The following is a 25,293-nucleotide window of genomic DNA, read 5'->3' as shown; positions in this document are numbered from 1 at the left end:
TGATGGGCGAAAACCAGTTGCCGAAAGTAATCGCGGGTGTCAGATTCCAGGACGGCACCGAGATCGCAACGACGCCAACACACAACGTCGCCTGATCGGCCCCATCACCCAAAATCCAGCATAGGTCGCGTGCGGCATTCACGAAATCATCACGGACGCGCTTGAGCCCATCTCTGTCGAGAGCGGTAGGTACACTCTCGCCCTCGGCATGTGGTATGGCCGAAGGAGCCTCTGTCTCCCAGCCCAGGGGCTCGTCGGGACGGATTTGGGCGCCGCCCTCCCATGGGGCTCGGCTTGAGGCCTTTCGGCCCGCATGGGCAAGCTGAAGAGCGAGTGGAATGGCGGAGGGCAGCCTGACTCCCTTCAGCAGTCGGGCAAAAGCCTCCTCTGTTTCATCGGAATAGAGACCGAGATCGTACGGCGAAATCCTGCCCTGTGGCGAGACGGCTGTGGCTTCAAGGATCAGCAGACCTGCACCCGATAGGGCAAGTTGCCCGAGGTGGATCAAGTGCCAGTCGTTGGGGAGGCCTCCTTCTGCGGAGTACTGGCACATAGGGGCGATAGCGATTCTGTTGTCCAGGTGAAGATTGCCGATCTGTATGGGCTCGAAAAGGCGGCTCACAATTCACTCCTTTGGGCGGTGATGGCGAATGTGTCGGAATGGCTGGAATGGGACAGGCATTGTGGTGTGTTCAAAAGGGGATGCAGTCGCCCATCTCGATCCGCAAGAGCGGAAGCAGTGTGGTAGGCCGACAGGACTCTGCTCTTGAGCCATATAAACTGTTTTGCCCAATTGAGAACAAAGCTCGTGTGGTGCCTTACAGGACGCGGTACAGAGTGCATCGCGAACCGCAGTCACTCCGAGTATGGTGACCGTAAAACAAGCTGCCTGTGACTGCCGAACCAACCCTGATGATCGACTTTAGAAACATTGAAACGTTCTTTTGGGCTGCTGCACTCGGTAGCCTGAGGGCGGCGTCTGAGAAGCTCGGGACAACGCAACCTGCTGTGTCACAGCGTATCGCTTCGCTGGAGGCCGCGCTTGGCGTGCGCTTGTTCGAGCGTGACGTGCGAGGCGTGACACTTACGGCTAAGGGGCAGGAAATGCTCTCGCACGCTGAGCGCATGATGCAGGCGCGGCGCGATATGCTGAAAGCGGCCCAAGATCAGAACGTAATGAGCGGCACAATTCGAATTGGTGTCGCAGAAACGATCGTGCAGACTTGGTTGTCTACCTTTATCGAGGAAGTGCACAGCGCCTATCCGGCCCTTGTCTTGGAGATTGAGGTCGACAGTACGCATGTGCTTCGCTCTCACCTGATGTCGCGGCAGATCGACATTGCGTTCCTGATGGGTCCTGTTCTTGAGGAGCGGGTAGAGAACCTTCCACTGTGCACTTATTCGCTCTCGTGGGTTGCTAGTCCAAAACTGCAACTAGCGGGGTCTCTTGTTACGCTAGAACATATTGCGAGCCGGCCCATCATCACTCACCCATCCAACAGCAGTCCCTACCAAGTGGTGCGTGATATGCCCATGCGCGCGGGAGTAAAGACGCCCCGAATGTACGGTAGCGCTTCGGTGTCGATGATTGTGCGCATGGCTTTGGACGGTATTGGAACCGCTGTAATCACGCCGGTGTTCCTTGACCGGGAGCTTGCTTCTGGCGAACTGCAGATCCTTGATGTGGAGAGTGATCCGCTTCCAGATCTCAGTTTTACCGCGAGTTGGATCGATGGTTTCGACAGTCGCCCGATGCGTTCACTTGCCGAGGTCGCCCAGGATGTTGCTCTTCGAACTAAGGGCAGAGCGCCCAGGGGATATAAATAGTTTTTATATCCCCCATTAAAACATACGAATAGACAAGCTAAAGGTTCCTAGGATGCAATGTGACCAGGCTGAGGAACGACAGCTAGGTAGCGTATTTAAAGCGCCCTTTGACGCCGTAGGTCTTTTGGTGATCGCCTGAGAGATCCTAGGAGCCGGAAAACGGACAGAGGCGCTTTGATCCGACCTGAATGTGTCTTCGCTCAGCCTCAAGATTGAACCAGAGGATGACACATCATGAAAAGAATCGCTTATGCTTTCGGAGCCGCAGCCCTGCTGAGCTTGTCTGGTGCAGCTCTGGCTCAGGATTTGCCAAAGACCAAACTCCAGGTCGTTGGAGGTCTCAGCAATCTTACTGCTTACAATGACTTCGAGAAGCCGTTCTGGACAAAGACAATTCCCGAGCGTTCGAATGGCCAGGTCACAGCGGAAATCAAAGGCTTCAATGAGATGGGTCTTAAGGGGCCTGAGATTCTCCGCCTGATGTCACAGGGTGTTATCCCATTCGGTACAGCGACGCTTTCTTACTTCGCCAGCGACAATCCAATCAACGAGGCGATCGATCTGGCCGGTCTCGCACCAGACGTGCAGACTGCCCGCAAGGTCACGGAGGCTTTTGAGCCCGTTTACGGCAAGTTCTACGGTGAAGGCTCGAAGGTAAAGCTTCTGGGTATTTCTACCTATCCAGCGCAGGTTTTGTTCTGCAATGCTGAGGTGAATAGCCTTGCTGATTTGAAGGGCAAGAAGGTTCGCACCAGCAGCCGCACCCAAGCCGAGTTCGTCGAAGCCTTCGGTGGCGCGAGCGTAACGATGGCATTCGGCGAGGTGGTTCCTGCCCTGCAGAACAAGGTCGTTGATTGCGCCATTACTGGCTCACTGTCTGGCTATTCTGCCAAGTGGTACGAAGTCTCGACCCACCTCTACGCGCTCCCGATCAACTGGAATCAGCAGATCCACGCGGTCAATCAGGCGATTTGGGACAAGCTCGATCCAAAGGTTCAACAGTTCCTCCAAACCAACATCAAGACCTTGATGGACGATATTTGGAAGGCCGCCGACGAGCAGACCAAGCAGGGGTATGACTGCAACACGGGCGCTGCAACTTGTACGCTGCCTGTTAAGGGAAAAATGAAGCTGGTCGAACCGAGCGCTGCTGATCGTGAACTTCTGAAGAAGGTTCTTCAGGAATCGATACTGCCGAAATGGGCAGCGCGCTGCTCGGCTGACTGTGTGAAGAGCTTCAACGACACGATTGGTAAGACGCTGAACGTCACAGCCTCCAAATAGTCTAATGCGGCGCGTCGGACCAGTTGCGAGACCGACGCGTCGTTTCGTGCCTTTTGGCCGAACATCCTCTGATCCAATGCGGTGCGCTCATGCGCCGACACAGGTATTTTCATGGCGCCGACCATACACCCTTCCTTTTTGGGCGGCTTGAGCCGCGCAGCTGAGCATTTGTCACGCTGGGCCGTCTGGTTCGGCGGTGCGCTCACGATTGGCAGCGTGCTGCTGATCACCTTTGACGTTCTCGCCCGTAAATTCTTTGGCTTCACGACCGGCGGCGCCGATGAGCTGTCGAGCTATGCTTTCGCGATCAGCACTTCATGGGCATTCGCCTTTGCGACCCTCCAACGGGCGAATGTGCGCGTCGACGTGCTTTATCAGTATCTGCCTGTTCGGCTGTCGGCCGTGCTGGATTGGCTCTCCGTCGTGGCACTTGGCGTTTTCATGGTGATGCTCACCTATTATGCCTATGACGTTGCCGCCACCTCTTGGACTCAGAACTCCGCTGCTAATACCCCCCTTGCAACCCCTCTCTATATTCCGCAGGGTCTCTGGCTATTGGGTCTGATCTGGATGTGCCTGGTTCTGGCTCTCATGCTGGTGCGGTCGTCTGTTGCGCTCGTCACGGGTAGATTTGACGACGTTAAAGCCGTCGCAGGTGTCCGCTCGACTCAAGAAGAAGCCGAAGAAGAAGCCGCCGCGGGCGAGCGCATGGTTAAGGGGTAAGGCGATATGGTTGCCACTGCACTAATCCTTCTCCTCGTTCTGATCGGGCTGAGCATTCCTGTCGGTGCCGCGCTCGGCGTGCTCGGGCTAGTTCTAGACCCACTGTACTCCATGCTGCCCCTAACACGCGCCGTTGGCGAGTTGGCATGGAGCACGAACAATGAATTCTTGTTGGTAGCGGTGCCTCTCTTCATCCTGTTGGGAGAGATTCTGCTGCGGGCCGGATTTGCTGAGCGAATGTACAGTTCCATGAGCCTCTGGCTCTCATGGCTGCCCGGCGGCCTCATGCATGCGAATATCGGCGCCTCAACCTTGTTTTCGGCAACATCTGGATCGAGCGTTGCTACTGCAGCCACGGTTGGCACCGTCGCGATTCCGCAGATCAAGCGGTATGGCTACAATGAGCCGCTCTTCCTCGGCAGTCTCGCAGCAGGCGGTACGCTCGGAATCCTCATTCCGCCGTCGATCAATCTCGTGATCTACGGCGTTCTCACCAACTCTTCCGTTCCTAGGCTCTACCTCGCGGGGATCATTCCTGGTTTTATGCTGGCTGGCCTCTTCATGCTGGTGATTGTGGTCGCCTGTATCGCGAAGCCATCTTGGGGCGGCCACAAAATTCATGCCACTTGGGGCGAGCGTTTCAAGAGCCTGATCCATCTTGCACCACCTCTTGGAATTTTCTTTCTCGTTGTAGGCTCGATCTATGCCGGTCTTGCCACTCCGACAGAAGCTGCTGCTCTCGGCGTGACAGGCGCCTTTATCCTCGCAGCATGGTTCCGCCGGCTAACCTGGACGATGCTGCGCGAATCTATCGAAGGCACAATGAAGGCAACCGCGATGATCATGCTGATCGTGATCGGCGCGGCTTTCCTGAATTTCATCATGTCGGCCACGGGCCTGACGGACGCGATTACCGGATCAATCACAGGCCTCGGATTCTCGCCCGGATGGATGCTGCTGATCATCATCCTCTTCTATCTGGTACTCGGCTGCTTCATGGAGACGCTCTCCATGATGATCACCACGATCCCGATCGTTGCGCCGATCATGATCGCACTCGGTTACGACCCAATCTGGCTCGGCATCATTATCATCGTTCTCGTCGAAGCGGCTCTGATCACGCCACCTGTAGGGCTTAACCTCTTCGTTGTGCAAAGCCTTCGCAAGAGCGGGTCGATGAGTGCAGTCATCACTGGTTCGCTGCCCTTCGTCTTAGCAATGTTCATTCTGCTAGCACTTCTGGCGTTCTTCCCAGGCCTCGCACTCTGGCTCCCAAGCGTCTTCAGCTAAGGGCTTAGGATCAACTGGCCTCGTTCAACTCTAAAATGGATTCCTACAATGAAACTTTCCTTCAAGGCAGAGGCCCTCTCAGGTTCACGCACAATCGACGTTGAAATCTCTTCGCTCGTCGTTGCCGGGTGGGCTGGGCGCGATCAGCATGCCATCGAGCATCACATTGAGGAACTCTTCGCTATCGGTGTGCCACGGCCGAGTTCCGTTCCACTTTACTATCGTGTTGCGGAAAATCAGCTGACCCAGGCCTCGCGCATTCAGGTTGTGGGCGATCAGTCATCGGGGGAGGTGGAGACCTTCGTGTTTCGGGCCGGCGGTGAGCTCTACGTTAGCATCGCATCCGACCACACCGACCGTAAGCTTGAGACGCACAGTGTCGCTCTATCGAAACAGGTCTGCGCAAAGCCTGTCGCTGCCGAGGCATGGCTCTTCGCCGACGTTGCAGAATATTGGGATGAACTTGTCATCCGATCGTACATTCAGGAGGACGGCGAACGGGTTCTCTATCAAGAGGGCACGCTCGCCTCTCTCCGACCGCCGTCTGAGTTGATCTCCGGGTTCGCCGGACAGGCCGAACTCCCTGAGGGGACAGGCATGATCTGCGGAACGGTTGGGGCAAAGGGTGGCATCCGGCCTGCGGCCTCATTCACGATGGAACTGTTCGACCTACGGAGCGGGCGTACGTTGAGCCACAGCTATTACATCGAGATTTTGCCGGAGGTTGCCTGATCCCGGATCCGATGCAACCTACCACGACGGTTGATAAGACATGATTTCGACAGTGAATGAACAGCAGTTGGCGCTTTCAGAGGGCCGCACAACGTCCTTGGCTCTTACGGAGGAGGTGCTGAGTCGCGCCTCCGATCCAAGTGGGGAGGGCCCACGTGTTTTCACCAAGCTTTATCCCAACGAGGCTCGTGCTGCCGCACAGGCCTCCGACATCCTACGGAGTGCCGGTCTGGTCCGCTCGCCCATCGACGGATTGACGGTGTCAATCAAAGACCTGTTCGATGTCGCCGGCGAGGTCACTATGGGCGGATCTCTCGCTCGTGCAGGTGAACCGGCGGCTTCGGAGGACGCTGTCGTCGTCAAACGACTGCGCGCTGCGGGCGCGGTGATTGTCGGTCGTACCAACATGACTGAGTTCGCTTACTCAGGTCTTGGCCTCAATCCGCACTACGATGTTCCGCGCAATCCTTGGGATCGCAAAACCGGGCGTATTCCAGGCGGCTCTTCGTCAGGTGCAGCGGTCTCGGTAACTGACGGAATGGCGGTTGCGGGGATCGGGTCGGACACGGGTGGGTCAGTTCGCATACCTGCTGCGCTCTGTGGTCTGGTAGGATTTAAGCCGACTGCTGAGCGGGTGCCGCTGACCGGCGCTTTGCCACTCTCATTCAGCCTCGACTCCATTGGCGCCATTGCTCCCTCTGTGGCGTGTTGTGCTGTCCTCGATGCGATCATGGCTGGTGACGAAGAGCCGCTTCCACAGCCAGCCGAGATCGGCAAACTCCGGTTTGCTGTGCCTACGACTCTGGCGCTCGACGGAATGGACAAGGACGTTGCGAGTGCTTTTGAAGCGGCACTCTCAAGTCTTTCGGCTGCCGGTGCGCAGATTGACGAGATCGCCGTGCCGGAGTTCGTTGGCCTTGCCGCGATCAACGCCAAAGGCGGCTTCACCGCAGCCGAAGCGTGGGCTTGGCACCGGGACCTGATCAGCCGTGCAGGGGACCGCTATGATCCGCGCGTCGGCTCGCGTATTCTGCGGGGTAAAGATATATCCGCCGCCGACTACCTCGACCTGCTCGCCGCCCGTAAAGCCTGGAGAGCAGGCGTGGAGGCACGCATTGAAGGCTACGATGCGCTGGTTCTCCCGACTGTCCCAGTTGTCGCACCCGCCATTGCAGAACTCGCTGCGAGCGACGAGGTCTACTACGCTGCCAATGGCTTGATCCTGCGTAATCCCACGCTGATCAACTTCCTTGATGGAGCTGCATTGTCTGTGCCGTGCCACGCACCGGGCGAAGCTCCTGTGGGGCTGATGATCGCTGGGCCTGCGGGTGCCGATCGCAGAATTCTTGCCATCGGCATGGCAGTCGAAGCCCTGTGCTCACAACAGCAGGCGTAAAAACACACGCTGGCAGAAGGACTAAAGGATGTCTGTAACGATCGACGTTGGTGCCGCCTACCAAGCCCGCTTGGACGCGCGCGCTGGTATCCTGACTGGCCCAACCGCGAACCTCGCTCCAGGGCATGTTCAGGCCAACCTCGCCATCCTGCCGGAGGAATTGGCGCACGACTTCCTGCGCTTCTGCCAGCGTAACCCTAAACCGTGCCCGCTTGTCGCAGTTTCGGAGGCAGGCGATCCTTCACTGCCTGAACTGGGGCGGGATATTGATATTCGCACTGATGTGCCTCGGTACCGGGTATGGAGGCATGGCGAGCTCGTAGCGGAGCCCGTCGACATTCGAGACCTGTGGAACGAGAAGTTAGTAGCCTTCCTGATCGGCTGCTCGTTTTCCTTCGAAGAGGCCATGCTGGCTGATGGTTTGCCGGTGCGTCACATTGAGCAGGGTTGTAACGTCCCAATGTACCGGACGAACGTTCCAACCGTTGCAACTGGGCCCTTCTCAGGGCCGCTCGTCGTATCTATGCGTCCACTGAAGGCAGCCGATGCCATTCGCGCTGTGCAGGTTACGTCTCGCTTTCCCTCAGTTCATGGTGCTCCGGTGCACCTAGGCGATCCTTCACTGATCGGCATCGCCGATATCAACAATCCGGACTACGGCGACCCGGTTGATATCCGCGAGGGTGAAATCCCAGTCTTCTGGGCTTGCGGAGTCACGCCCCAATCCGTCATCGCAAATGTCCGGCCTGAATTCTGTATCACTCACGCGCCGGGACATATGCTTGTGACCGATCTCCTGAATTCTTCAATTGCAGTGCTCTGAAGAAAGTGAGCTCATCGAAAAACCTCGCTCGGGCCTCGCAGATTGGGACCTACTGCATAGGCCTGCGAAGATACTGGATGTGGTTGATCAGGCCGCTCGTCGAGCTGTCATGCCCTGTCACTGTCTCGTGGCTTTGGAGCTCCGGCAGGATCCTTGATGCGAGTTCCTTGCCGAGTTCGACGCCCCACTGATCATAGCTGTTGATGCCCCAGATGATGCCCTGAACGAAGATCTTGTGCTCGTAGAGAGCAATTAGGGAGCCGAGATGGCGAGGCGTCAGCTTGTGGTAAAGGATCGAGGTTGTAGGCCGGTTTCCATCGAAGACCCTATGCGGCACGAGGGCGTCCAAGGCCTCACCCGTCTGGCCGCGCTCCCGAAGCTCGGCTCGGACTTCATCTGCCGTCTTGCCAAACGCGAGGGCCTCAGTCTGCGCCAGGAAGTTCGCGAGCAGCTTCTCATGATGATCTGCCAAGGGTGTCTGGCTCTCGGCCGCCGCGAGAAAGTCGGCCGGTACCAGCTCCGTGCCTTGGTGGAGAAGCTGAAAGAATGCGTGTTGACCATTTGTGCCCGGCTCACCCCAGATGATCGGGCCCGTATCATAGTCCACCCGTGTGCCGTCTCGGCGCACGGACTTACCGTTGCTCTCCATGTCGCCCTGCTGGAAATAAGCGGCGAAGCGAACGAGGTGCTGGTCATAAGGCAGCAGGGCGAGGGTCGAGGCGCCCAAGAAATTGCGGTACCAGACGCCAAGTAGGCCCATGATCACGGGCATGTTCTGCTCAAGGGGGGCGCCGCGGAAATGCTCGTCCATTTCATGGGCGCCTTCGAGCAGCTCGGTGAAGCGCTCAAACCCGACGGCCAGCACGATTGGCAGGCCGACAGCTGACCAGAGGCTGTAGCGTCCGCCAACCCAGTCCCAGAACTCGAACATATTCGTCGTATCGATGCCAAACCGCGCCACCTCGGCAGCGTTGGTCGAGACGGCGACGAAGTGTTTCGCCACCGCGTCCTCGCCTAAGGCATCGGTCAGCCAGGTCCGAGCGCTGGCAGCGTTCGTCATCGTTTCCTGCGTCGTGAAGGTCTTCGATGCCACGATGAACAGCGTGCGCGCAGGATCGAGACGAGCGAGGGTGTGGGAGAGATGGGCTGCGTCGACATTGGACACGAAATGCGGCCTCAGGTCCGGTCGCTGGTACGGCTTCAGCGCCTCGCAAGCCATGACAGGGCCAAGGTCCGAGCCGCCGATGCCGATATTAACCACATCTGAGATGGCCTCGCCCGTCGCTCCGCGCCAGGCGCCGCTCCTGACCCGCTCTGAGAAGAGCCGCATCTTTTCCAGCACAGCCGTGATCTCCGGCATGACGTTAGTGCCATCGACCAGAATTGGTCGTTCTGCGCGGTTGCGCAACGCGACGTGCAGCACGGCTCGATTCTCGGTGCTGTTGATCTTCTCCCCCGCGAACATCCTGTCGCGCCAGCCCTCGACATCTGCGACCCTGGCCAAGTCGAGCAGAAGTGTCATGGTTTTGGCTGTGATCCGGTGCTTGGAGTAGTCGAGCAGAAGATCCTCAATCTGGAGCGAGAAGTGCTGGAAACGTTCCGGGTCTTGGGCGAACAGATCGCGCAGATGAAGATTGCGCATGCCATCAGAATGCGCCTGAAGCGCGTGCCACTCCGGGAGGTCCGTAATCGTCTTCATCGCGTCAGAGCCCTGTCTATGAGAAATGCTCGGGTGATCCAGCTTCGCTCTCCACATACGACCGGGCAAGCGCAACTTTACGCCCTTTCCTATAAGCTAAGCTTTCAGCTCCTACCTCAGATCTGCTAGACTTGCCGCGACGCCTCCAAGTCTTGCCACGCTTAGCAAGAGGAGGTCAGAACATTTTCCCCGATCATGATCGTGAGTGATAATTGGTTATGCCAATCCAGACAACGCTTGCCATTCGCTGTGCATTCGGCTAACTTTTTGGTATAACCAATAAGAACATAGTAACGTTTTCATGGAGGAGACAAGAATGCTGAAGTCGATGATTCGTGGCTTGGCCACAGCCGCTGTAATGATTGCTGCGACTGCAGCGAGTGCTCAGACCAATTTTACTCTCTCAACGCCTGATCCGGATAATTCTGAGATCACTCTGGCGGCCAACAAGTTCGCCGAGCTGGTGTCGCAGAAGACAGGCGGCAAGGTCACGATCAAGGTGTTCCCAAATGGCCAGCTGTATGGCGGCGATCCCTCAGCTGCAGTGAAGCAGCTTTCAGGTGGCTCGCTCGACATGCTGCTGCTCTCGACGTCGCTCTATGCCAACTTTAACCCGAAGTTCACGGCGATTTCAGTTCCGTACCTCTTCACCGATACGACCCAGCTCCGCACATACCTGTCCGGACCGCTGGGGCAGGAGCTGATCGCTGACCTTAACAAGATCGGTATTCAAGGCCTCGGCCTGTGGCCGCGTCCGTTCCGCCAGATGACCAATTCCCGCAAGCCGATCATGGGTCCGCAGGATCTGGCCGGTATGAAGTTTCGCGTGCCCAACAATCCGCTTTGGGTCGAGTTCTTCAAGAAGATGGGCGCTGCCCCAACCCCAATGGCGTTTGCAGAGGTTTACAATGCCCTGCAGCTGAAGGTCATTGATGGCCAGGAAAACCCGATCAACATCCCGGTCACGGCTAAGTTCTATGAAGTGCAATCCTTCGCCACCATGACAAACCATATGGCGGATGGTTGGGTGCTGGGAATCAACCCCGCTAAGTACAACGCGCTCCCTGAAGACCAGAAGAAGTCTATCAAAGAAGCGGCTGTTGAGGCCGAGGCTTGGAAGGTGGAAAACGATGCTGCAGACGAGGGCAAGTCGATCGCAGCGCTGACCGAGAAGGGCATGAAGGTCGACCGCCTGACTCCTGAGCAACAGAAGGCTTTCGCGGACGTTGCCAAGGAGCTGTTTCCGACCTTCGCCAAGCTCGTGAAGGATCAGACCTTCTTCGACCGCACCATCGCGGCCGTCAGCAAGTAGTAAGGCAGTCCTACAGGGCATCCTGGTCGCGATCCTGGGGCCAGGATCCATCTGAGAGGTGAAGCCCCATGGCTCAACAACCGTCTTTGCTCGGCCGTTTCGTCAAGCTCACTGCCGACTTTGCAGCTGGCGCCACGGCAGCCGGGATCCTGATCGTCGTGGTCGTACAGATTGTAAGCCGCTTGATCGGGCAGCCTGTCTCCTGGTCTGAGGAGGCCACCCGCTTTCTCTTTGTCTGGATGGTCTTCCTGGGCCTCGCCGCAGGCTTCCGCACCGTTGAAAGTGCCCGGGTTGTGGTGTTCATCGCTGCGGCGCCAAGCCTGTTCCGGCGATTGGCGGTGCCAATTTATGTGGTCTCATCCGTTCTGTTCTTCGGCATCATGGGGTGGACTGGCCTTAGCCTCGTTCGCCAGCAGATCATGATGAGCGAGGAGGCGGCGACGCTCGCCATCCCGATGTGGGTGATCGGTCTCATCATGCCCATCTCGGCAATTCTAGCTGTCTTGGCCATCGTTGAGTCGCTGAAGACGAAGCGCGACCTGATTGCGCTTCCGGAGGTTGGCGCGCCGCAGGTTGACCTCGACGAGCCTGATGTCTTTGTTTCGAAAGGACATACGCCGTGAGCATTGCGCTTCTTCTTCTCTTCCTGGGGCTGTCCGCCCTTGGCGTCCCTTTGGCAGTGGCGCTCGGCCTGGCTAGCGTGGCGGCCATCATGATGTTCACGTCCACACCGATCGATCTCCTCTCGCAGAGCATGTTCTCGGCGATGAACTCCTTCCTGCTTGTGGCCGTGCCGCTCTTCATCCTGGTCGGGCACTTCATGGAGCGGGGGCGTGTGGCCGAGCGCATCTTCGACTTCGCCGAGGCGATGGTCGGCTGGATGCCCGGCGGCCTCGGCCACGTAAACGTGGTTTCCTCGGTGATCTTCGGCGGCATCTCCGGATCGTCCGTTGCCGACATCGCTTCTGTCGGCGCGATCGAGATCAAAGCTATGGAGCGGCATGGCTTTCCCAAGAGTTACGCGGTCGGCATGACGCTCGTCACCTCGACGCTATCCTCCATCATCCCGCCATCCATCCTGGTCGTGATCGCAGGCTCGATCGCAAACGTGTCCATCGGCACGCTGCTGGTGGCTGGCCTGATCCCAGGCCTGTTTATCGCCTTCGTGTTCATGGTGTTCAACCATTTCTACGCTGTGCACTACGGCTATAATCCACCGACTCCGTTCAACCTCCGCTTGGTCGTGACGACTGGGCTTCGCGCTATCCTGCCGATGCTGACACCGGTCATCCTGCTCGGCGGCATCGTCAATGGCTTCTTCACGCCGACGGAAGCCGCCGCCATCGCGGTGCTCTATACGATGTTTCTGTCAGTCATCGTTTATCGCTCAATTCCTCCAGCAGAGATATGGAATATCCTGGTCGAGACGGCCCGGGCCTCTGGGACGATTCTGTTCATTGCCGCGACCGCGAAGCTCGCTGCCTGGGTGTTCGCCTTCGACGGCCTGCCAGTCCAGGTCGCTAATTTCCTAGGCAGCATCAGCACCGGCCCGACCATGGCTCTGTTCCTGATCTTCCTGTTCCTCATCGTGGTTGGGATGTTCATGGATGCGATTGCGGCCATGTTCATCTTGATACCGGTGCTGCTACCTCCGGCATTGAAAATGGGCATCGACCCGATGCACTTCTTGATCGTGACCGTGATCACCCTCACGCTTGGCCTCGTCACCCCGCCGGTTGGTGTCTGTCTGTTCGCTGTGGCTCAAGTGGCGAAAATGCGGATTGAGGACGTTATCCGCGGATCTATGATTCCGGTTGGGATCCTGACCGCCGCGATCCTGGCGCTTGTCCTGTTTCCAGTCTTGACTCTGGGGCCGATCAGGCTCCTCGGGCTCTATTGACGGCAACAAGTCAAGAAAGGGCAGGGTGTATCAACATCTGGCCCTTTGCATTTCCTGGCGACGGTGGAAGCCGGTTTGTCGAGGCGGATCCAGACCTCACATGCTGCGCATAAATCGCCACAACCGACTCGCAGAAAGTGGTGTCGTATGACTGAAGCCCTGCCCGGTGCGCCGGCCCGCATTGTGTTCCTCGATCGAGAGACGCTCTCTCCAGAAACGCAGCTGCGGACGCTGTCCTTCCCCCATGAACTTATCACCTATGGCAAGACCGCTCAGGGCGATGTAGGCACGCGCATTGCTGATGCTGATATCGTCATCACCAACAAGGCACCGGTAAGACGCGATGCCATCGCGCAGGCACGCAACCTCAAGCTCGTCGCTGTTGCGGCCACCGGTACGACGTCGTCGACGTCGCGGCCTGCCAGGAGCGCGGCATTTCCGTGTGCAACATCCGCAATTATGCGGTGAACACTGTGCCCGAACACACTTTCGCGCTGATCCTCGCCCTGCGGCGCAGCATCCTAGCCTATGCGGATGCTGTTCGCCGAGGCCGATGGCAGGAGGCGAGTCAGTTCTGCTTCTTCGACTATCCAATCCGAGATCTCGCCGGCTCGACCCTCGGCATCATCGGCGATGGCGTGCTTGGACAGGCCGTCGCCGACATCGCCCGCGGCTTCGGCATGCGAGTGCTGTTCTCCGCCTACAAGGGCTCAACCGGCATGGGTCCGCTCTACACCCCTTTCGAGGATGTGCTGCGCCAGAGCGACGTCATCACGCTGCACTCTCCGCTGATGCCCTCGACCCGCAACATGATCGCCGCTCCGGAATTCGCCCTCATGGAGCATCGGCCCCTGCTCATCAACACGGCCCGCGGAGGGCTGGTGGACGAGGCTGCCCTGGCGGATGCGCTCACAGCCGGACAAATCTCCGGCGCCGCCTTTGATGTGGTCACGGTGGAGCCGCCAGCTGCGGATCACCCATTCATGCGCCTGCTGGACCGGCCCGACTTCATCCTTACGCCGCACGTGGCTTGGGCGAGCAGCGAGGCTGTCCAGGGGCTCACGGACCAGCTGTTTGAGAACATCGAGCTGTTTCGGGCCGGTAAACCCAGAAATCTAATCGCGTAAAATTGGTACAACCAATTAATGTTTATGCTTGTACGCCGGCCTTAATTGGTATAACCAAATCTAATTCCAATTTCGTCGGCAACATCCGACCTGCCTTAAGGAGCCTCTATGTTTCTCGGGAAAGAAGTTCGTCTGAACCGGATCGTGAATCCCAAGTCTGGCCGCATGCTCGCCATCACGGTTGACCATCCGATCACCCGCGGGATGATGCCCGGACTCGTGGATATCCGCTCTGTTATGCGCAAGGTTGTAGCCGGCAAGCCTGACGGTATTACCATGCACAAGGGCATCGCCGAGAAGGTGTTCGCACCCTATGCCGGCCAGGCCTCGATCATCTTGAAGGCTAGCGCCTATTCGGTGCAGTACCATCCGACGTATGACACGCCCGTTGCGGATGTGGAGGAAGCGGTGCGCTTTGGTGCCGACGCCATTTCGGTGGGCTGCATCGTCGGTGGCCCCGACCAAGCCCAGCAGCTGACATTCCTTAGCAAGATCTCCAAGGAAGCAGCTTCGGCCGGCATGCCGCTCGTGGCCCACATCTATCCGAAGGGCGCGCTGATCAAGGATCAGCACGACGCTGAGGTGTTGGCCTACGCGGTGCGAGCCGGCGCCGAGCTTGGCGTCGACATCATCAAAACCATGTGGTCCGGTTCAGCCGAGAGCTTCCGCTCGGTGGTGGATGCTTGCCCGGCCATCGTGGCTCTGGCTGGTGGCGAGATGGGCGAGACTCTGGAGGATTATTTGCGGATGACCCGCCAGGCACTCGATGTCGGTATGCGCGGCGTTACCTATGGCCGCTTCGTGTGGTCGCACCCGCATACCTCCGCCGTTATCAAATCCTTGTCCGCTTTGATGCACGATGACGCCAGCGTCGAAGGAGCTCTCAAAGTTTACGAGCGCGCCCTTGAAGAAGAGAAGGATCTCCAGAAATGAAGGCAGCAGTTCTTCGCGCTCCCGACGACGTCGTCTTGCAGGATGTCGCAACCCCATCCGCCGGACCCGGTGAGCTGATCCTAAAGGTGAGGGCCGCGACTGTGTGCGGGACAGATATCCGCATCCTGCGTGGCCGCAAAACCAAGGGCGTCCGCTTCCCGTCCGTTCTCGGCCACGAGTTCGCGGGCGAGGTGGTTGAAGTGGGAGCCGGCGTCTCGCAGTTCTCCTGCGGCGACCCGGTGTCAGTTAATCCTGTCATTCCCTGCCGTAAGTGCGCCTATTGCAAGACCGGCCGGGAGAATGTCTGCCAGAATCGTCAGGCCATCGGATACGAGTTCGATGGGGCCTATGCCGAGTACCTGAAGGTGCCGGCGTTGGCGCTTGAGTCCGGCAACGCAGTCCGTATTCCGCAGGGGATGCCGTTCGAGGCGGCGGCTCTGGCGGAACCTCTGGCGTGCTGCATCAATGGTTTGCGCAATGTCGGCGTTGAACTCGGTGACGTGGTGGTCATCCTCGGGGCAGGGCCGATCGGCCTCATGCATGCGGCGCTTGCGCGCCGGGCCGGGGCACGACTGGTCATCGTCAGCGAGCCCAACCAGATGCGCCGCGAGGCTGCCCTCGAGCGCGGCGTCGACATCGCCTGCGATCCGACCAAGGAGGATTTGGCAGGGGTAATCCGAGGGGTGACTGACGGACTCGGCGCGGATGTGGCGATCCTGGCCATCGGCGTTCCGGCGCTTGCCAACGAGGCGCTGAAGCTCGTGCGCAAGGGTGGCCGCGTCAACCTCTTCGCGGGCTTCTCGGCGGGCGACATGGCGACATTCGACGTCAATCTCGTGCACTACAACGAGATCGTCGTGACCGGAGCCAGCGCGCTGCGTCGGCAAGATTATGAGACAGCTCTCAAGCTGCTCGCAGGTGGGCTCATCGATGCCAACTCGCTTGTCACCCATCGCTTCGGATTGGCGGATGCTGTCGAGGCGCTGAAGGAGGCAGAGAGTGGGCGGGCCCTTAAGGTGGCAATCCGCAATGACTGAAGCCTTCCTCGGGGTCGATGCTGGAACGAGCGGGATCAAGGTTTGTGCCTTCACGCGCGAAGGCCGCTTGGTTGCGAAGGCACACCGGGCGGTTCCCGTGGTCACACCTTATCCGCTCTGGGCCGAAATCGACCTCGATCGCTATTGGGCGGCCACCGCCGATGCTATTCGGGAGGTTGCCGGCCGCGTTCCCACGATCATCTCGATCGGGCTCGCCACGACCTGCCCGACGACTATCCTTCTCGACGAGGAGGGGCAGGCAGTACGGCCGGGCATCCTTTACCTCGATGGCCGGGCCCAGGCGGGTCTCGAAAATGTGGTCGGTGCCGACGCTGAAGCAGATATGCAGCAGACCGGCAATCGGGCCAGCACGTCTACCTGCTGGGCAGCCAACCTGGCATGGATCCGCGAGAATGAACCGAGCGCTTGGGCAAAAGTGCGGCGGGTTACCATGCTCAACGGTTTCCTGGCTCGCCGCCTCAGTGGCCAGGACGGCGTCGAGCCGACCCAAGCCTCTTATTCGGGTCTGATGCGCATTGCTGATCCCAAACCATCCTGGAGCCGCGACCTCTTAGCCAGGTGGAGGCTCGACGCGGCTATCCTGCCGGAAATCAGTGGCTGTACCGATATGATCGGTCGGGTCACGGATGAAGCTTCCTCCTTGACGCAAGTTCCCGCCGGCACCCCCGTGGCGCTCGGCGCTGCCGACACGGCAGCGGCCTCGTTCGCGGTTGGCCTGATGGACAGCGGCGAGGTTTTCGAATCCGTCGGCACGTCCGGGGTCATTACCTTCTGCCTTGACCGCCCGGACTTCGAGCCGTCATTCCTGCATCGCCATCATATTGTGCCCGGCCGCTGGCTCGCCCACGGGGCGATGTCGACGCTGGGCGGTGCGTTCGGCTGGCTCAACAACAAGGTCTGGCCGGAACTCAAGACTCTTGCCGAGCTGGAGCGCCTGGCGCAGGAGTCGGTTCCGGGAGCCAACGGTCTCTTGTTCCTGCCCTACCTTGCCGGCGAGCGGAGCCCCATTTGGGATGCAGAGGCGAGCGGCAGCTGGCTCGGGCTTCTCCTCCGACACAGCCGACAGGATATGGTCCGCGCCGTCTTTGAGGGCACGACGTTCGGCCTTCGGCAGATTCTGGAGCGGGGTTCCGCCAAATGGGGCAAGCGCCCGGAGCGCATGCTCAGTGTGGGCGGCGGAGCGCGGAACAAGTTCTGGGGGCAGATGAAGGCGGACGTCCTGAAGCTCGACTATATCATGTCTGATATGCCTGATGCTGCGGCACTGGGAGCAGGCCTGCTTGGTGCCATAGCGGCAGGGTTGTTCACAGGCAGTGATGATAGGGAGCTTCCGTTGATCTCGGCCAACGCAACAGCGATCAGGCCCGGGTCCCAACGGACGATCGAGACCTACGACCGCATGTTCACGATCTTTGACGCAGCTTACCCGCAACTGTGCGGCTTGATGCATGCCCTCGCAGATCGTAGTTCTGGCCCGTACGCGGATGAGGAGGCACGGCCCCGGCTTGGGGTGCGAGCCACTGGGTAAAAGGAACTACGGTTTTATATGACGGACGGCGAAGACGATATCCTTGCGCGCGTCATCGACATCGCAATGGAGTTGAGGCCCGACAGCAGCGGACGGATCAAGCTTCCCACAGAGCGTGAGCTGGCCGATCAACTCGGCATCCAGCGCCCGACTCTGCGGGATCGGCTGACTGTTCTGGAGACGCTCGGGCTGCTCCAGCGCGTCCAAGGCAGCGGGACCTATCTGGCGCTCCCGAACTCGCGGTTCCTGCAGTTCTATTTCGGCGTTGCTCTGAAGCTCGGGTTCATCTCGATTGATCAGATCCAGAACGCCATGGAAATGATTGGTCGAGAGATGGCAGGAGCCGCCGCGATCCAGGCCAGCACTGCTGATCTTAAGGCGCTCGAGGATCTCATCGACCAGATTGCTGCATCAGACTCCTTGGAAGATGTGGTTGAGCTCCAGTTCGAGCTTCACGCCAGCCTCGCCAGGGCGTGCCGCAACCCTGTGATCGTCATCGTCATCGATGGCCTCTCGTCCGTCATCCGGTCTGTGATTGCGAACAAGGTCAGGATCATCTCCATGGTCCGCGGTGCGTTCGAGCGAAACGTCGAAGCGTACCGCGCACTCGTGCAAGCCCTAAGGGATCGCGAGCCGGAGCTCGCTCGTGAGGCTATTCAGGAGTGTTACTGGTTGTGGCGTCGGGAAGAATCGAAGATTTCGATCCTCAACATCAGCGAGTGAGAGCCTCGGAAAGGCACGAGCGACAATCTGATGCGTGTAGATTAGTACTTCCCTAATCCGCAATGTCCGTATCAACGGTAGAGTGGAACGACAATGACTGAGCCTAAGCCGTGCCCAGTGTGCAGAAGCGCCGAATTAGGGATCAACTGCCTTGAATTATATGGGCAGTACGAGGCACATTTTCTCTGCCTCAGTTGCGAGGGCGAAGTCGCACCACAGGGCCCTTTGTCAGAACCGTGCGGGACGGCAGCTGAAGCGGAGGGGGCGGCTCTTCGCGCTTGGAACGACTTCGTGTCCGGTTTTCCCGGTCACAGGAATGTAGCCTAGTTGTCGCTGATAGCCGAAACGCGCCGTGACGGGCAGGGCTGTGAGTTGCTTCGCAGAGACTGCAGAATCTTGCCTTTATGGCTTACGGGCGTTCTCAGTCGAGTTTGTTGCCAGCGCGTGCGAGATGCGCATTCAGAACACGTTCGGCCCTGAGCTGGTTCGCGTAGGCAGTTGCATTAACGACGCGCATCACGAGGCGGAGGATTGCTGTTACGAGCATAATTCTTATCCCTCTAAAGAGGCGTTCAATAAGCCTCCTGTAATGAATAGATAATTCTTATGCTGCTGCGCGGAAGATAGGTCAGCACACATGACCTATGCGCTGTAGGCATATCGATCTAAATTTGCGCCAATGCTCCTTTCCTGGACGCATGAGTTATATGATGTCTTTATTGATTTTTTGACTGCATGGTCAGCGTCCAGAGCGAGCCCTCCCGGGAGATGTGCTTAACATCAGCAGGAGCAGAACTCGGACATTTCCGAGGGAAGGGGGCTGATCTGACTTGAAGCCGATGCGGCAATTAAATTTTAGCTGTAGTGAGAAGAACGTAAGTTTAGGGATCCATAATCTAGCGTAGAGCTAGTGCAGTTTGACAGAGGCGTAAGAAATTCAATGGTTTAGACTTGTGCGACGTCAAATCATAATCCTTGTGTCGGGGGTTCAAATCCCTTCTCCGCTACCATAGGCCCAAGGCCTTTTCCGGCATTTTCCTGAGTTCCCGATCGGACCCGGTACCAAGCTGGTACCAACTGGCTCGCACCGAATGGCCGAAAATTCCCCTTGTCTGAACACCGCTCCAAAGAATTGAGCGCGCAATTCCTGTTCGGGTGATCCCGATTCTTCGGCAAGCTTGGCAGGTCTCAAAGGATCAGCCTCGAAATCCACGATCAGCCTTCGCATCCAAGCTGCTGCACCCGTTCCCTGATCCTGAACTCGGTCCTCGGCGCCTGATCCTTCCCGCTGGCGCTTCGGCCGATCTGCAGCATCTCCCGATCCTACGAGGCGAAGGTTTAAATCTGCGCGTTCGTGCGGATTGTACCCTCCGTCCTTAGTGGTCGCCCGGCGCCTCTGCTTCAGGGGCCGAACGTGCTAAACATAGGTGATGCAGACCTCCGTCGTGCCTGAGAGCATTCGGACCTTCATCCCGCCGCATCCGGATCCCGCCCCGGAAAACCTCTCGCGGCGTCAGCTCGCGTCGCTGATGCGCACCAACAACATTCGGGTCTGGTCGCAGCGGGCCTATGAGGAGGAGGTGGTCGTCCGCCGCTTCTTCGGCCGCTCCTCGGTTCTGTTCAATGCTCCCGAAGCCATCCGGCATGTTCTGGGCGATCATCCGGAGAGTTATGGCCGAACCCGCGCCACTCTCCGGATCCTCAAGCCGCGGCTCGGGGAGGGGCTGTTCACCAGCGAGGGACCTGCCTGGCGCCATCAACGGCGGACCCTGGCGCCAGCCTTCACACCACGGTCGGTGGAGCTCCTCATTCCACATATCCGGTCCGCCACGGCTGAGATGATCGGTAGCCTCGCCGCCGCTGAGAAGAAGCGGGTGGATCTCTTTCCCATAATCCAGCGTCTCGCCCTCGAGATCGCTGGGCGCACCATGTTCTCCCTCGAGATGGGACGGCACGGCTCAGCACTGCGGGACCAAATCATGCGCTATGGCCAGAGGCTTGGACGACCACATCTGTTAGACTTTGTGGTTCCGATCGGCCTTCCCACGCCCTACGATTGGGCGCGGGCTTGGTTCCGGCGCGGCTGGATCCGGCTGATCGACCAGATCATGGCCGAGCGGCTCAAGGCCAAAACCCATGCGAATGGTCCGCGCGATCTGCTCGACCTGCTTATGGCGGCTCGCGATCCGGAGAGCGGGGAGGGGTACTCGCCCAGCCAGCTGCGGGATCAGATCGCGACGATGATTCTGGCCGGGCACGAGACGACCGCCGTGGCACTCTGCTGGTCGGTGTACCTGATGGCCCATCTGCCGGAGGTTCAGGAGCGGATCGCCCACGAGGCCGCGGCAATGCTGCCGGACAGCGGGGCGGAGCCTCCGCTCAGCAAGCTGACCTACACGCGAGCGGCGCTGGATGAGGTCATGCGCCTCTACCCGCCGGCCTATGTGATTGTCCGGGCGGCACGCCAGCCGGACGAGGTCGCAGGTGTTGCGATGAAGCCGGGCGATCTCGCCATCATTTCACCCTGGCTTCTGCACCGGCACCGCAAACGCTGGCATGAGCCGGATGCATTCATCCCCGAGCGATTTCTGCCGAGTGCTCCGGCGGTCGATAGCTTTGCCTATCTGCCTTTCGGAGTCGGGCCTCGCGTGTGCATTGGTGCACACTTCGCCCTCACGGAAGCTACCTTGGTGTTGGCCGAACTCATCCGCTCCTTCCGGATCGAGCTGGTTACGAGTCGACCGGTCTTGCCCATCGCAGTAGTGACCACCCAACCCGATCACGCGCCGCTGTTCCACCTACGGCCCCGATAGGCTTCTGCCGGGATGATGAGCTTTCCGGCGTCGGATAACCCTCTACGTCGAAGAGTAGATACCAGTTGAGAGGAGACAGTCATGGCAAGAGCCACCAAGTCAGTTAAACGAGCCCGCACAACGGAGGGGGGAGCTTCCAAGAAAGGCACCGGCAAACGAGCAGCCACTCGCGGAAGGAGCGCGGAAAGAGGTGCTGTGAAACGGGGAGCCAAGAAAGGCGCGACTAAGCGGGGATCTCGGGGCGCAGTCGAAGTTAAAGGCTGGACCGTCAACTTTGTCTCCGGGGAGTCTCTCCAGCTCGAGGCGGATGCTGTGAACATCGACAGCAGCGGAACGGTGACGTTCTCGCTGTTCGGGAACGACGTGTTGTACGTCTCGGCTGCCAACTACAATTTCATCATGGAAACGAGTGAGCCTCTCGAGAGCAGTGAAGAAGGTGGAGAGGAGTTTGAAACCGATCGATAGGTCAATGTTGTCAGATCACGGTGGGCGTAGACGGTTACTCGTTTCCCCACCCGGCAGATGACGTGGCACTTCGACCCGGCATTCGGTAGCAAACGCCACCAGACTTGACGCGGATTGAGTCCGCCCTTGCTTTGTCAATCCGAGTTAGTGTAATCTGGTTTACCGTAATCAGGATTACACTAATGTTCGTGGGTCGCGCCCAAGAGCTAACCCGTCTCCGCAAGGAATTGTCCCTCGCCAGACCCTCTTTGGTGGTGGTCTATGGACGGCGCCGGATTGGGAAGTCCGCGCTGCTCAAGGAAGCTGCCAAGGACCGCCCGCACGTTCTATATCAGGCGACGCGGGTCACCCCCAGTCTGAATCTGGAGGGGTTTAAGGCCGAAATCGCCCGCTCGCTTGGCGCCGACCCCCTGTTGGACGGTCTCGGCGATTGGCTGGGGGTGCTGACATATCTCGCGCGCAAGGCCGAGGACAGGCCCGGATTGATCGTCGTCCTGGACGAATTCCCCTACCTTGTCGAGGGCGACCAGGCGTTGCCATCAATCATCCAAAAGTTCTGGGACGCGGTCGTCGCCAACGAGGGCAAGCTGAACTTGGTACTCTGCGGGTCGATGATCGCTCAGATGGAGGACCTGTTGGCCGAGAGGAACCCACTCTATGGGCGCCAAACCCTACCTCTGGAGGTCAAGGCGTTGCCGCTTCGGGACGCGGCAGGGTTCTTCCCGGATTATCCTGCTGAGGATCGTATCCTCACCTATGCCATCTTCGGTGGGATCCCTTTCTACCTAAGGCTCTGCGATTCGAGCGCAAGTCTCGAGGAGAACGTCACCAACTTACTGCTCACCGATGCCGGAGCGTTGGTAGACGAACCGAACGTCCTGCTTCAATCGGAACTTCGGGAGACCCAACGCTACGCCAGCATTCTCGCGGCAATTGCAGACGGCTGCACCAAACTCGGTGAAATCGGCGGCCGTGTCAGGGACATCAAGGATTCCGTTTCGCTTAGCCCCTATATGAAGCGGCTCGAGCGCATGCGCCTGGTTCGGGCCGTGCACTCCCTCGATGCCAGCCCGAAGTCACGGGACACACGTTACTTCGTGGACGATCCGCTGGTTGCCTTTTGGCATCGGTTCGTTCGACCGAACATGTCTAGTGTGATGCAGGGCTTCGGCCCCGAGATCTGGCGACACCAGGTGGCACCGCGGCTGGACGAGTATATGGGCGGCGCGTTCGAGGAAATCTGCCGAGGATACGCCCGCCGCCACGCGCAAGAGTCCCTCCCTTCTCCGGCCCAAGAGATCGGTCAAATCTGGGGTGCCGACTACGACATCGACGTGGCCGGACGCTTGCTTGACGGATCAATGGTATATGGCGAGTGCAAGTGGCGCCGCGGAGCGATTGGGGTGGATGTGCTCGCAACACTGATCGAGCGTGCTGGACGAACCGACTACGGTCGTGGCGTAGAAGATCGCTACTTCGTCCTGTACGCGCGCACCGATTTCAAGACAGGGGTCCAAGAGCGCACCAAGACGGACGGGCGGATTGTGTTGCTGACGCCCGACACCATGCTCGCCCTTTGAAATCCGCAGTCAAATCAGGCGCCGGTCAACGCGGCCCTCGGTCGATTTTTCGCCCACACAGCAAGCCGGTCGAAAATCTTCTCAGCCCCGAAAGCGGCGCATCTCCAGTGACTTGTCACGAATTTGGTGGTCTTTGCTGCCGAATGCCGCTTCGACCCCGCCTCTTAGCTCTCCCAAACACATTTGATGGGAAGGTGAGCGGCGTGGATTCAACCGCGTCAATGAAACAAGTAAATGAGGCTATCCGGATTTCAGCGTGGGCCAGACGATCCTTGCTCCGGAGAGGGTCAGATTCAGCCATACACTTGAGCCACCGTCGCAGAGTACTTATCTTACTGCTGTCTTACTTCACTTGCGGTGGCTCACTATGGCAAGATCCGAGCGGCTGACGACCGTGGTCTCTACAAAAGGCCAAGTGATTTTGCCCAAATCCATCAGGCAGCATCGGCGCTGGGAAGCAGGAACACGGCTCGTCGTGGAGGAGACGCCCGAAGGTGTGCTGCTGAAGGCTGCTCCCTTGTTTGCCGAGTCCCGGCCGGAAGATGTCTATGGGCCACTTCCCTATCAAGGCGCACCCAAGAGCCTCGAGGATATGGAAGCCAGCATCATGACTGAAGCAAAGCGGCGCCATGCTCGTGATTGATACCAACTTGATCGTCCGGTATCTGACTGGAGATCACCCTGAGCAATCCCCCAAAGCAAGAGCTCTGATCGACCGGGAGGACGTCTTCGTCTGCACGACAGTCCTCCTGGCGACCGAGTGGGTGTTGCACAGTGCCTATGGCTATACCCCGTCTCAGATCGGAACCGCGTTGACGGCCTTTGCCGGTCTGCCTCAGGTTACGCTGGAAGATGCCCCTTAGCCGCGACGGCTCTCGACTGGATGACCAAAGGGCTCGATTTTGCGGACGCGCTCCATCTGGCGCGAGGGGCGGGATGTACCGCCTTTATCAGCTTTGACCAGCGCTTTGCGAAGGCAGCAAACCGGATCAGTGATGTGAAGGTTCGGGCACCTTAGGCAACTGGTACGGCCTCTTCTTCAGAAGAGAAGGCTCAGGCGACCTCCACACCAACATCCGAATAGCCGTAAATGAAGCGGCTCTAGAGCAAGGAGTGACTTATCGGCGATGATGACTGCGGCCGGAAATATTCTGGAACACGTCCGCCGCGATGCGGCAGACGAGGAATTCATGGAGCTTGTTGCCGCGGAAGGTGTCAGGATCGAGCGCATCGTCTCTACAGGACAGGCAAGTCCGCCCGGGTTCTGGTACGACCAGGAGTGGTCCGAGTGGGTGCTGTTGCTCTCTGGATCCGCGGGCCTTCTGTTCGAGGGCGAACCCACTCCCAGAGAACTGAAACGAGGGGATTACCTGCTGATTCCGGCGGGGGGACGCCATCGGGTTGAATGGACGGACGCGACGGAGCCGACGATCTGGCTTGCTGTTCACTATGGCTTGTTATCCTGCAGTGAGTAGCTCAAGACCTAAAGCAGCTCGACACACTCATTAACACCTGGATCACGCATCCTTTCGATCCTCACAATGATCTTCACGAAAGCCCTGTAATTGAGAGGCCTACGTGTTGAAAGAGGGTGACGATGCTTTCAGGTCTGCGCGGCAGACGGCCGAACTCGCTGCACGAGGTTAGACACCGCCTATGTTACAAAGCGTCGTGAAGGTGGTTAAGAGGCTGGTGAGCAATTATCTTTCCTTTCGCGTGAGGCGACGCAGCAGGATGCGGCTCATGGCGAGATAGAGCAGCATTTCACCGGTCTCGACCAAGCGTTCGTAGTCCTTGGCGAGCCGCCGGTTGGTGGTGAGCCAACCGATGGTCCGCTCGACAACCCACCTGCGTGCGAGCACCTGGAAGCCACTCGGTCGCGTCGGCGGCTCCGCGTCAGCCCGCATCCAGGTTCCGCCGCTCCACCAATGCTGCGGGATGGATAATCTCCAGCTCAGGGCCTTCTGGAGCCAGTCCTTCAGCCCACGATAAGCCGTGTCGGCCCACATCAACTCAATGGCCGGAAACAGATTCTGCAGACCCTCCAGCAGGAGTTCGGCTCCGGCGCGGTCATGGAGGT

The 25,293-nt window shown here is 58.9% G+C and carries 22 protein-coding genes and 2 pseudogenes; 21 read left to right on the top strand and 3 right to left on the bottom strand.

What is annotated here, in order from left to right; all coding sequences use genetic code 11:
• Nucleotides 1–127: 127 nt before the first annotated feature.
• Nucleotides 128–622: pseudogene (locus FS320_RS18900) on the bottom strand (oxidoreductase); the annotation flags it as partial.
• Between the two features lie 269 nt (nt 623–891).
• Between FS320_RS18900 and FS320_RS18895 the strand changes: the two are divergent.
• From FS320_RS18895 to FS320_RS18865, 7 genes are all read left to right on the top strand, one after another.
• Nucleotides 892–1,827: a LysR family transcriptional regulator gene (locus FS320_RS18895; RefSeq protein WP_338105406.1), complete on the top strand. Its 936-nt coding sequence runs from the start codon at nt 892–894 to the stop codon at nt 1,825–1,827.
• A 234-nt stretch (nt 1,828–2,061) separates the two neighbouring features.
• Nucleotides 2,062–3,111 (top strand): TRAP transporter substrate-binding protein, encoded by a 1,050-nt coding sequence (locus tag FS320_RS18890; protein WP_152713355.1) that lies wholly within the window; start codon nt 2,062–2,064, stop codon nt 3,109–3,111.
• A gap of 111 nt (nt 3,112–3,222) precedes the next feature.
• Nucleotides 3,223–3,834, top strand: coding sequence for a TRAP transporter small permease subunit (locus FS320_RS18885; RefSeq protein WP_152713354.1), 612 nt, complete (start codon nt 3,223–3,225; stop codon nt 3,832–3,834).
• Nucleotides 3,835–3,840: 6 nt separating this feature from the next.
• Complete coding sequence (locus FS320_RS18880) at nt 3,841–5,124, top strand: TRAP transporter large permease (protein WP_152713353.1); 1,284 nt, start codon at nt 3,841–3,843, stop codon at nt 5,122–5,124.
• 48 nt (nt 5,125–5,172) lie between these two features.
• Nucleotides 5,173–5,856: a DUF2848 domain-containing protein gene (locus tag FS320_RS18875; protein WP_152713352.1), complete on the top strand. Its 684-nt coding sequence runs from the start codon at nt 5,173–5,175 to the stop codon at nt 5,854–5,856.
• A 40-nt stretch (nt 5,857–5,896) separates the two neighbouring features.
• Nucleotides 5,897–7,252 (top strand): amidase, encoded by a 1,356-nt coding sequence (locus FS320_RS18870; RefSeq protein WP_152713351.1) that lies wholly within the window; start codon nt 5,897–5,899, stop codon nt 7,250–7,252.
• 28 nt (nt 7,253–7,280) lie between these two features.
• Complete coding sequence (locus FS320_RS18865; protein ID WP_152713350.1) at nt 7,281–8,075, top strand: putative hydro-lyase; 795 nt, start codon at nt 7,281–7,283, stop codon at nt 8,073–8,075.
• Nucleotides 8,076–8,124: 49 nt separating this feature from the next.
• On the opposite strand, the gene pgi is transcribed toward FS320_RS18865, so the two are convergent.
• Nucleotides 8,125–9,774, bottom strand: coding sequence for a glucose-6-phosphate isomerase (gene pgi, locus FS320_RS18860; RefSeq protein ID WP_152713349.1), 1,650 nt, complete (start codon nt 9,772–9,774; stop codon nt 8,125–8,127).
• 316 nt (nt 9,775–10,090) lie between these two features.
• Between pgi and FS320_RS18855 the strand changes: the two genes are divergently transcribed.
• From FS320_RS18855 to FS320_RS18790, 14 genes and pseudogenes are all read left to right on the top strand, one after another.
• Nucleotides 10,091–11,086 carry a DctP family TRAP transporter solute-binding subunit gene (locus tag FS320_RS18855; RefSeq protein ID WP_152713348.1) on the top strand — a complete coding sequence of 332 codons (996 nt, stop codon included), beginning with the start codon at nt 10,091–10,093 and terminating at the stop codon, nt 11,084–11,086.
• Between the two features lie 68 nt (nt 11,087–11,154).
• Nucleotides 11,155–11,709 (top strand): TRAP transporter small permease, encoded by a 555-nt coding sequence (locus FS320_RS18850; protein ID WP_152713347.1) that lies wholly within the window; start codon nt 11,155–11,157, stop codon nt 11,707–11,709.
• A complete protein-coding gene (locus FS320_RS18845) occupies nt 11,706–12,986 on the top strand; it encodes a TRAP transporter large permease subunit (RefSeq protein WP_162003090.1) in 1,281 nt (426 codons plus the stop codon). The genes FS320_RS18850 and FS320_RS18845 overlap by 4 nt, the downstream gene beginning before the upstream one ends.
• A 147-nt stretch (nt 12,987–13,133) precedes the next feature.
• Nucleotides 13,134–14,113 (top strand): annotated as a pseudogene (locus FS320_RS18840) (D-2-hydroxyacid dehydrogenase).
• A 108-nt stretch (nt 14,114–14,221) separates the two neighbouring features.
• The gene (locus FS320_RS18835) at nt 14,222–15,046 is read left to right on the top strand and encodes a class I fructose-bisphosphate aldolase (protein ID WP_152713346.1); all 825 of its coding nucleotides are present in this window, start codon (nt 14,222–14,224) and stop codon (nt 15,044–15,046) included.
• A complete protein-coding gene (locus tag FS320_RS18830) occupies nt 15,043–16,083 on the top strand; it encodes a zinc-dependent dehydrogenase (protein WP_152713345.1) in 1,041 nt (346 codons plus the stop codon). The genes FS320_RS18835 and FS320_RS18830 overlap by 4 nt, the downstream gene beginning before the upstream one ends.
• Nucleotides 16,076–17,632, top strand: coding sequence for a xylulokinase (locus tag FS320_RS18825; protein WP_152713344.1), 1,557 nt, complete (start codon nt 16,076–16,078; stop codon nt 17,630–17,632). The genes FS320_RS18830 and FS320_RS18825 overlap by 8 nt, the downstream gene beginning before the upstream one ends.
• Nucleotides 17,633–17,650: 18 nt before the next feature.
• Nucleotides 17,651–18,355 carry a FadR/GntR family transcriptional regulator gene (locus tag FS320_RS18820; RefSeq protein ID WP_152713343.1) on the top strand — a complete coding sequence of 235 codons (705 nt, stop codon included), beginning with the start codon at nt 17,651–17,653 and terminating at the stop codon, nt 18,353–18,355.
• Between the two features lie 1,430 nt (nt 18,356–19,785).
• Nucleotides 19,786–21,168 (top strand): cytochrome P450, encoded by a 1,383-nt coding sequence (locus FS320_RS18815; RefSeq protein WP_152713342.1) that lies wholly within the window; start codon nt 19,786–19,788, stop codon nt 21,166–21,168.
• An 81-nt stretch (nt 21,169–21,249) separates the two neighbouring features.
• Nucleotides 21,250–21,633, top strand: coding sequence for a hypothetical protein (locus tag FS320_RS18810; protein ID WP_152713341.1), 384 nt, complete (start codon nt 21,250–21,252; stop codon nt 21,631–21,633).
• A gap of 182 nt (nt 21,634–21,815) precedes the next feature.
• The gene (locus FS320_RS18805) at nt 21,816–23,213 is read left to right on the top strand and encodes an ATP-binding protein (protein ID WP_152713340.1); all 1,398 of its coding nucleotides are present in this window, start codon (nt 21,816–21,818) and stop codon (nt 23,211–23,213) included.
• A gap of 367 nt (nt 23,214–23,580) precedes the next feature.
• Complete coding sequence (locus FS320_RS18800; RefSeq protein WP_152713356.1) at nt 23,581–23,856, top strand: AbrB/MazE/SpoVT family DNA-binding domain-containing protein; 276 nt, start codon at nt 23,581–23,583, stop codon at nt 23,854–23,856.
• A complete protein-coding gene (locus tag FS320_RS50230; protein WP_338105405.1) occupies nt 23,843–24,076 on the top strand; it encodes a type II toxin-antitoxin system VapC family toxin in 234 nt (77 codons plus the stop codon). The genes FS320_RS18800 and FS320_RS50230 overlap by 14 nt, the downstream gene beginning before the upstream one ends.
• A gap of 264 nt (nt 24,077–24,340) precedes the next feature.
• Nucleotides 24,341–24,688, top strand: coding sequence for a cupin domain-containing protein (locus FS320_RS18790; RefSeq protein ID WP_152713339.1), 348 nt, complete (start codon nt 24,341–24,343; stop codon nt 24,686–24,688).
• Nucleotides 24,689–24,913: 225 nt separating this feature from the next.
• Here the strand turns inward: FS320_RS18790 and FS320_RS18785 are convergent.
• A partial coding sequence (locus tag FS320_RS18785; RefSeq protein ID WP_152711663.1) for a transposase occupies nt 24,914–25,293 on the bottom strand: 380 nt, incomplete at its 5' end.

It is taken from the genome of Microvirga tunisiensis (assembly GCF_009296175.1).
Lineage (GTDB): Bacteria > Pseudomonadota > Alphaproteobacteria > Rhizobiales > Beijerinckiaceae > Microvirga > Microvirga tunisiensis.
This window is presented reverse-complemented; position numbering and strand designations above follow the sequence as displayed.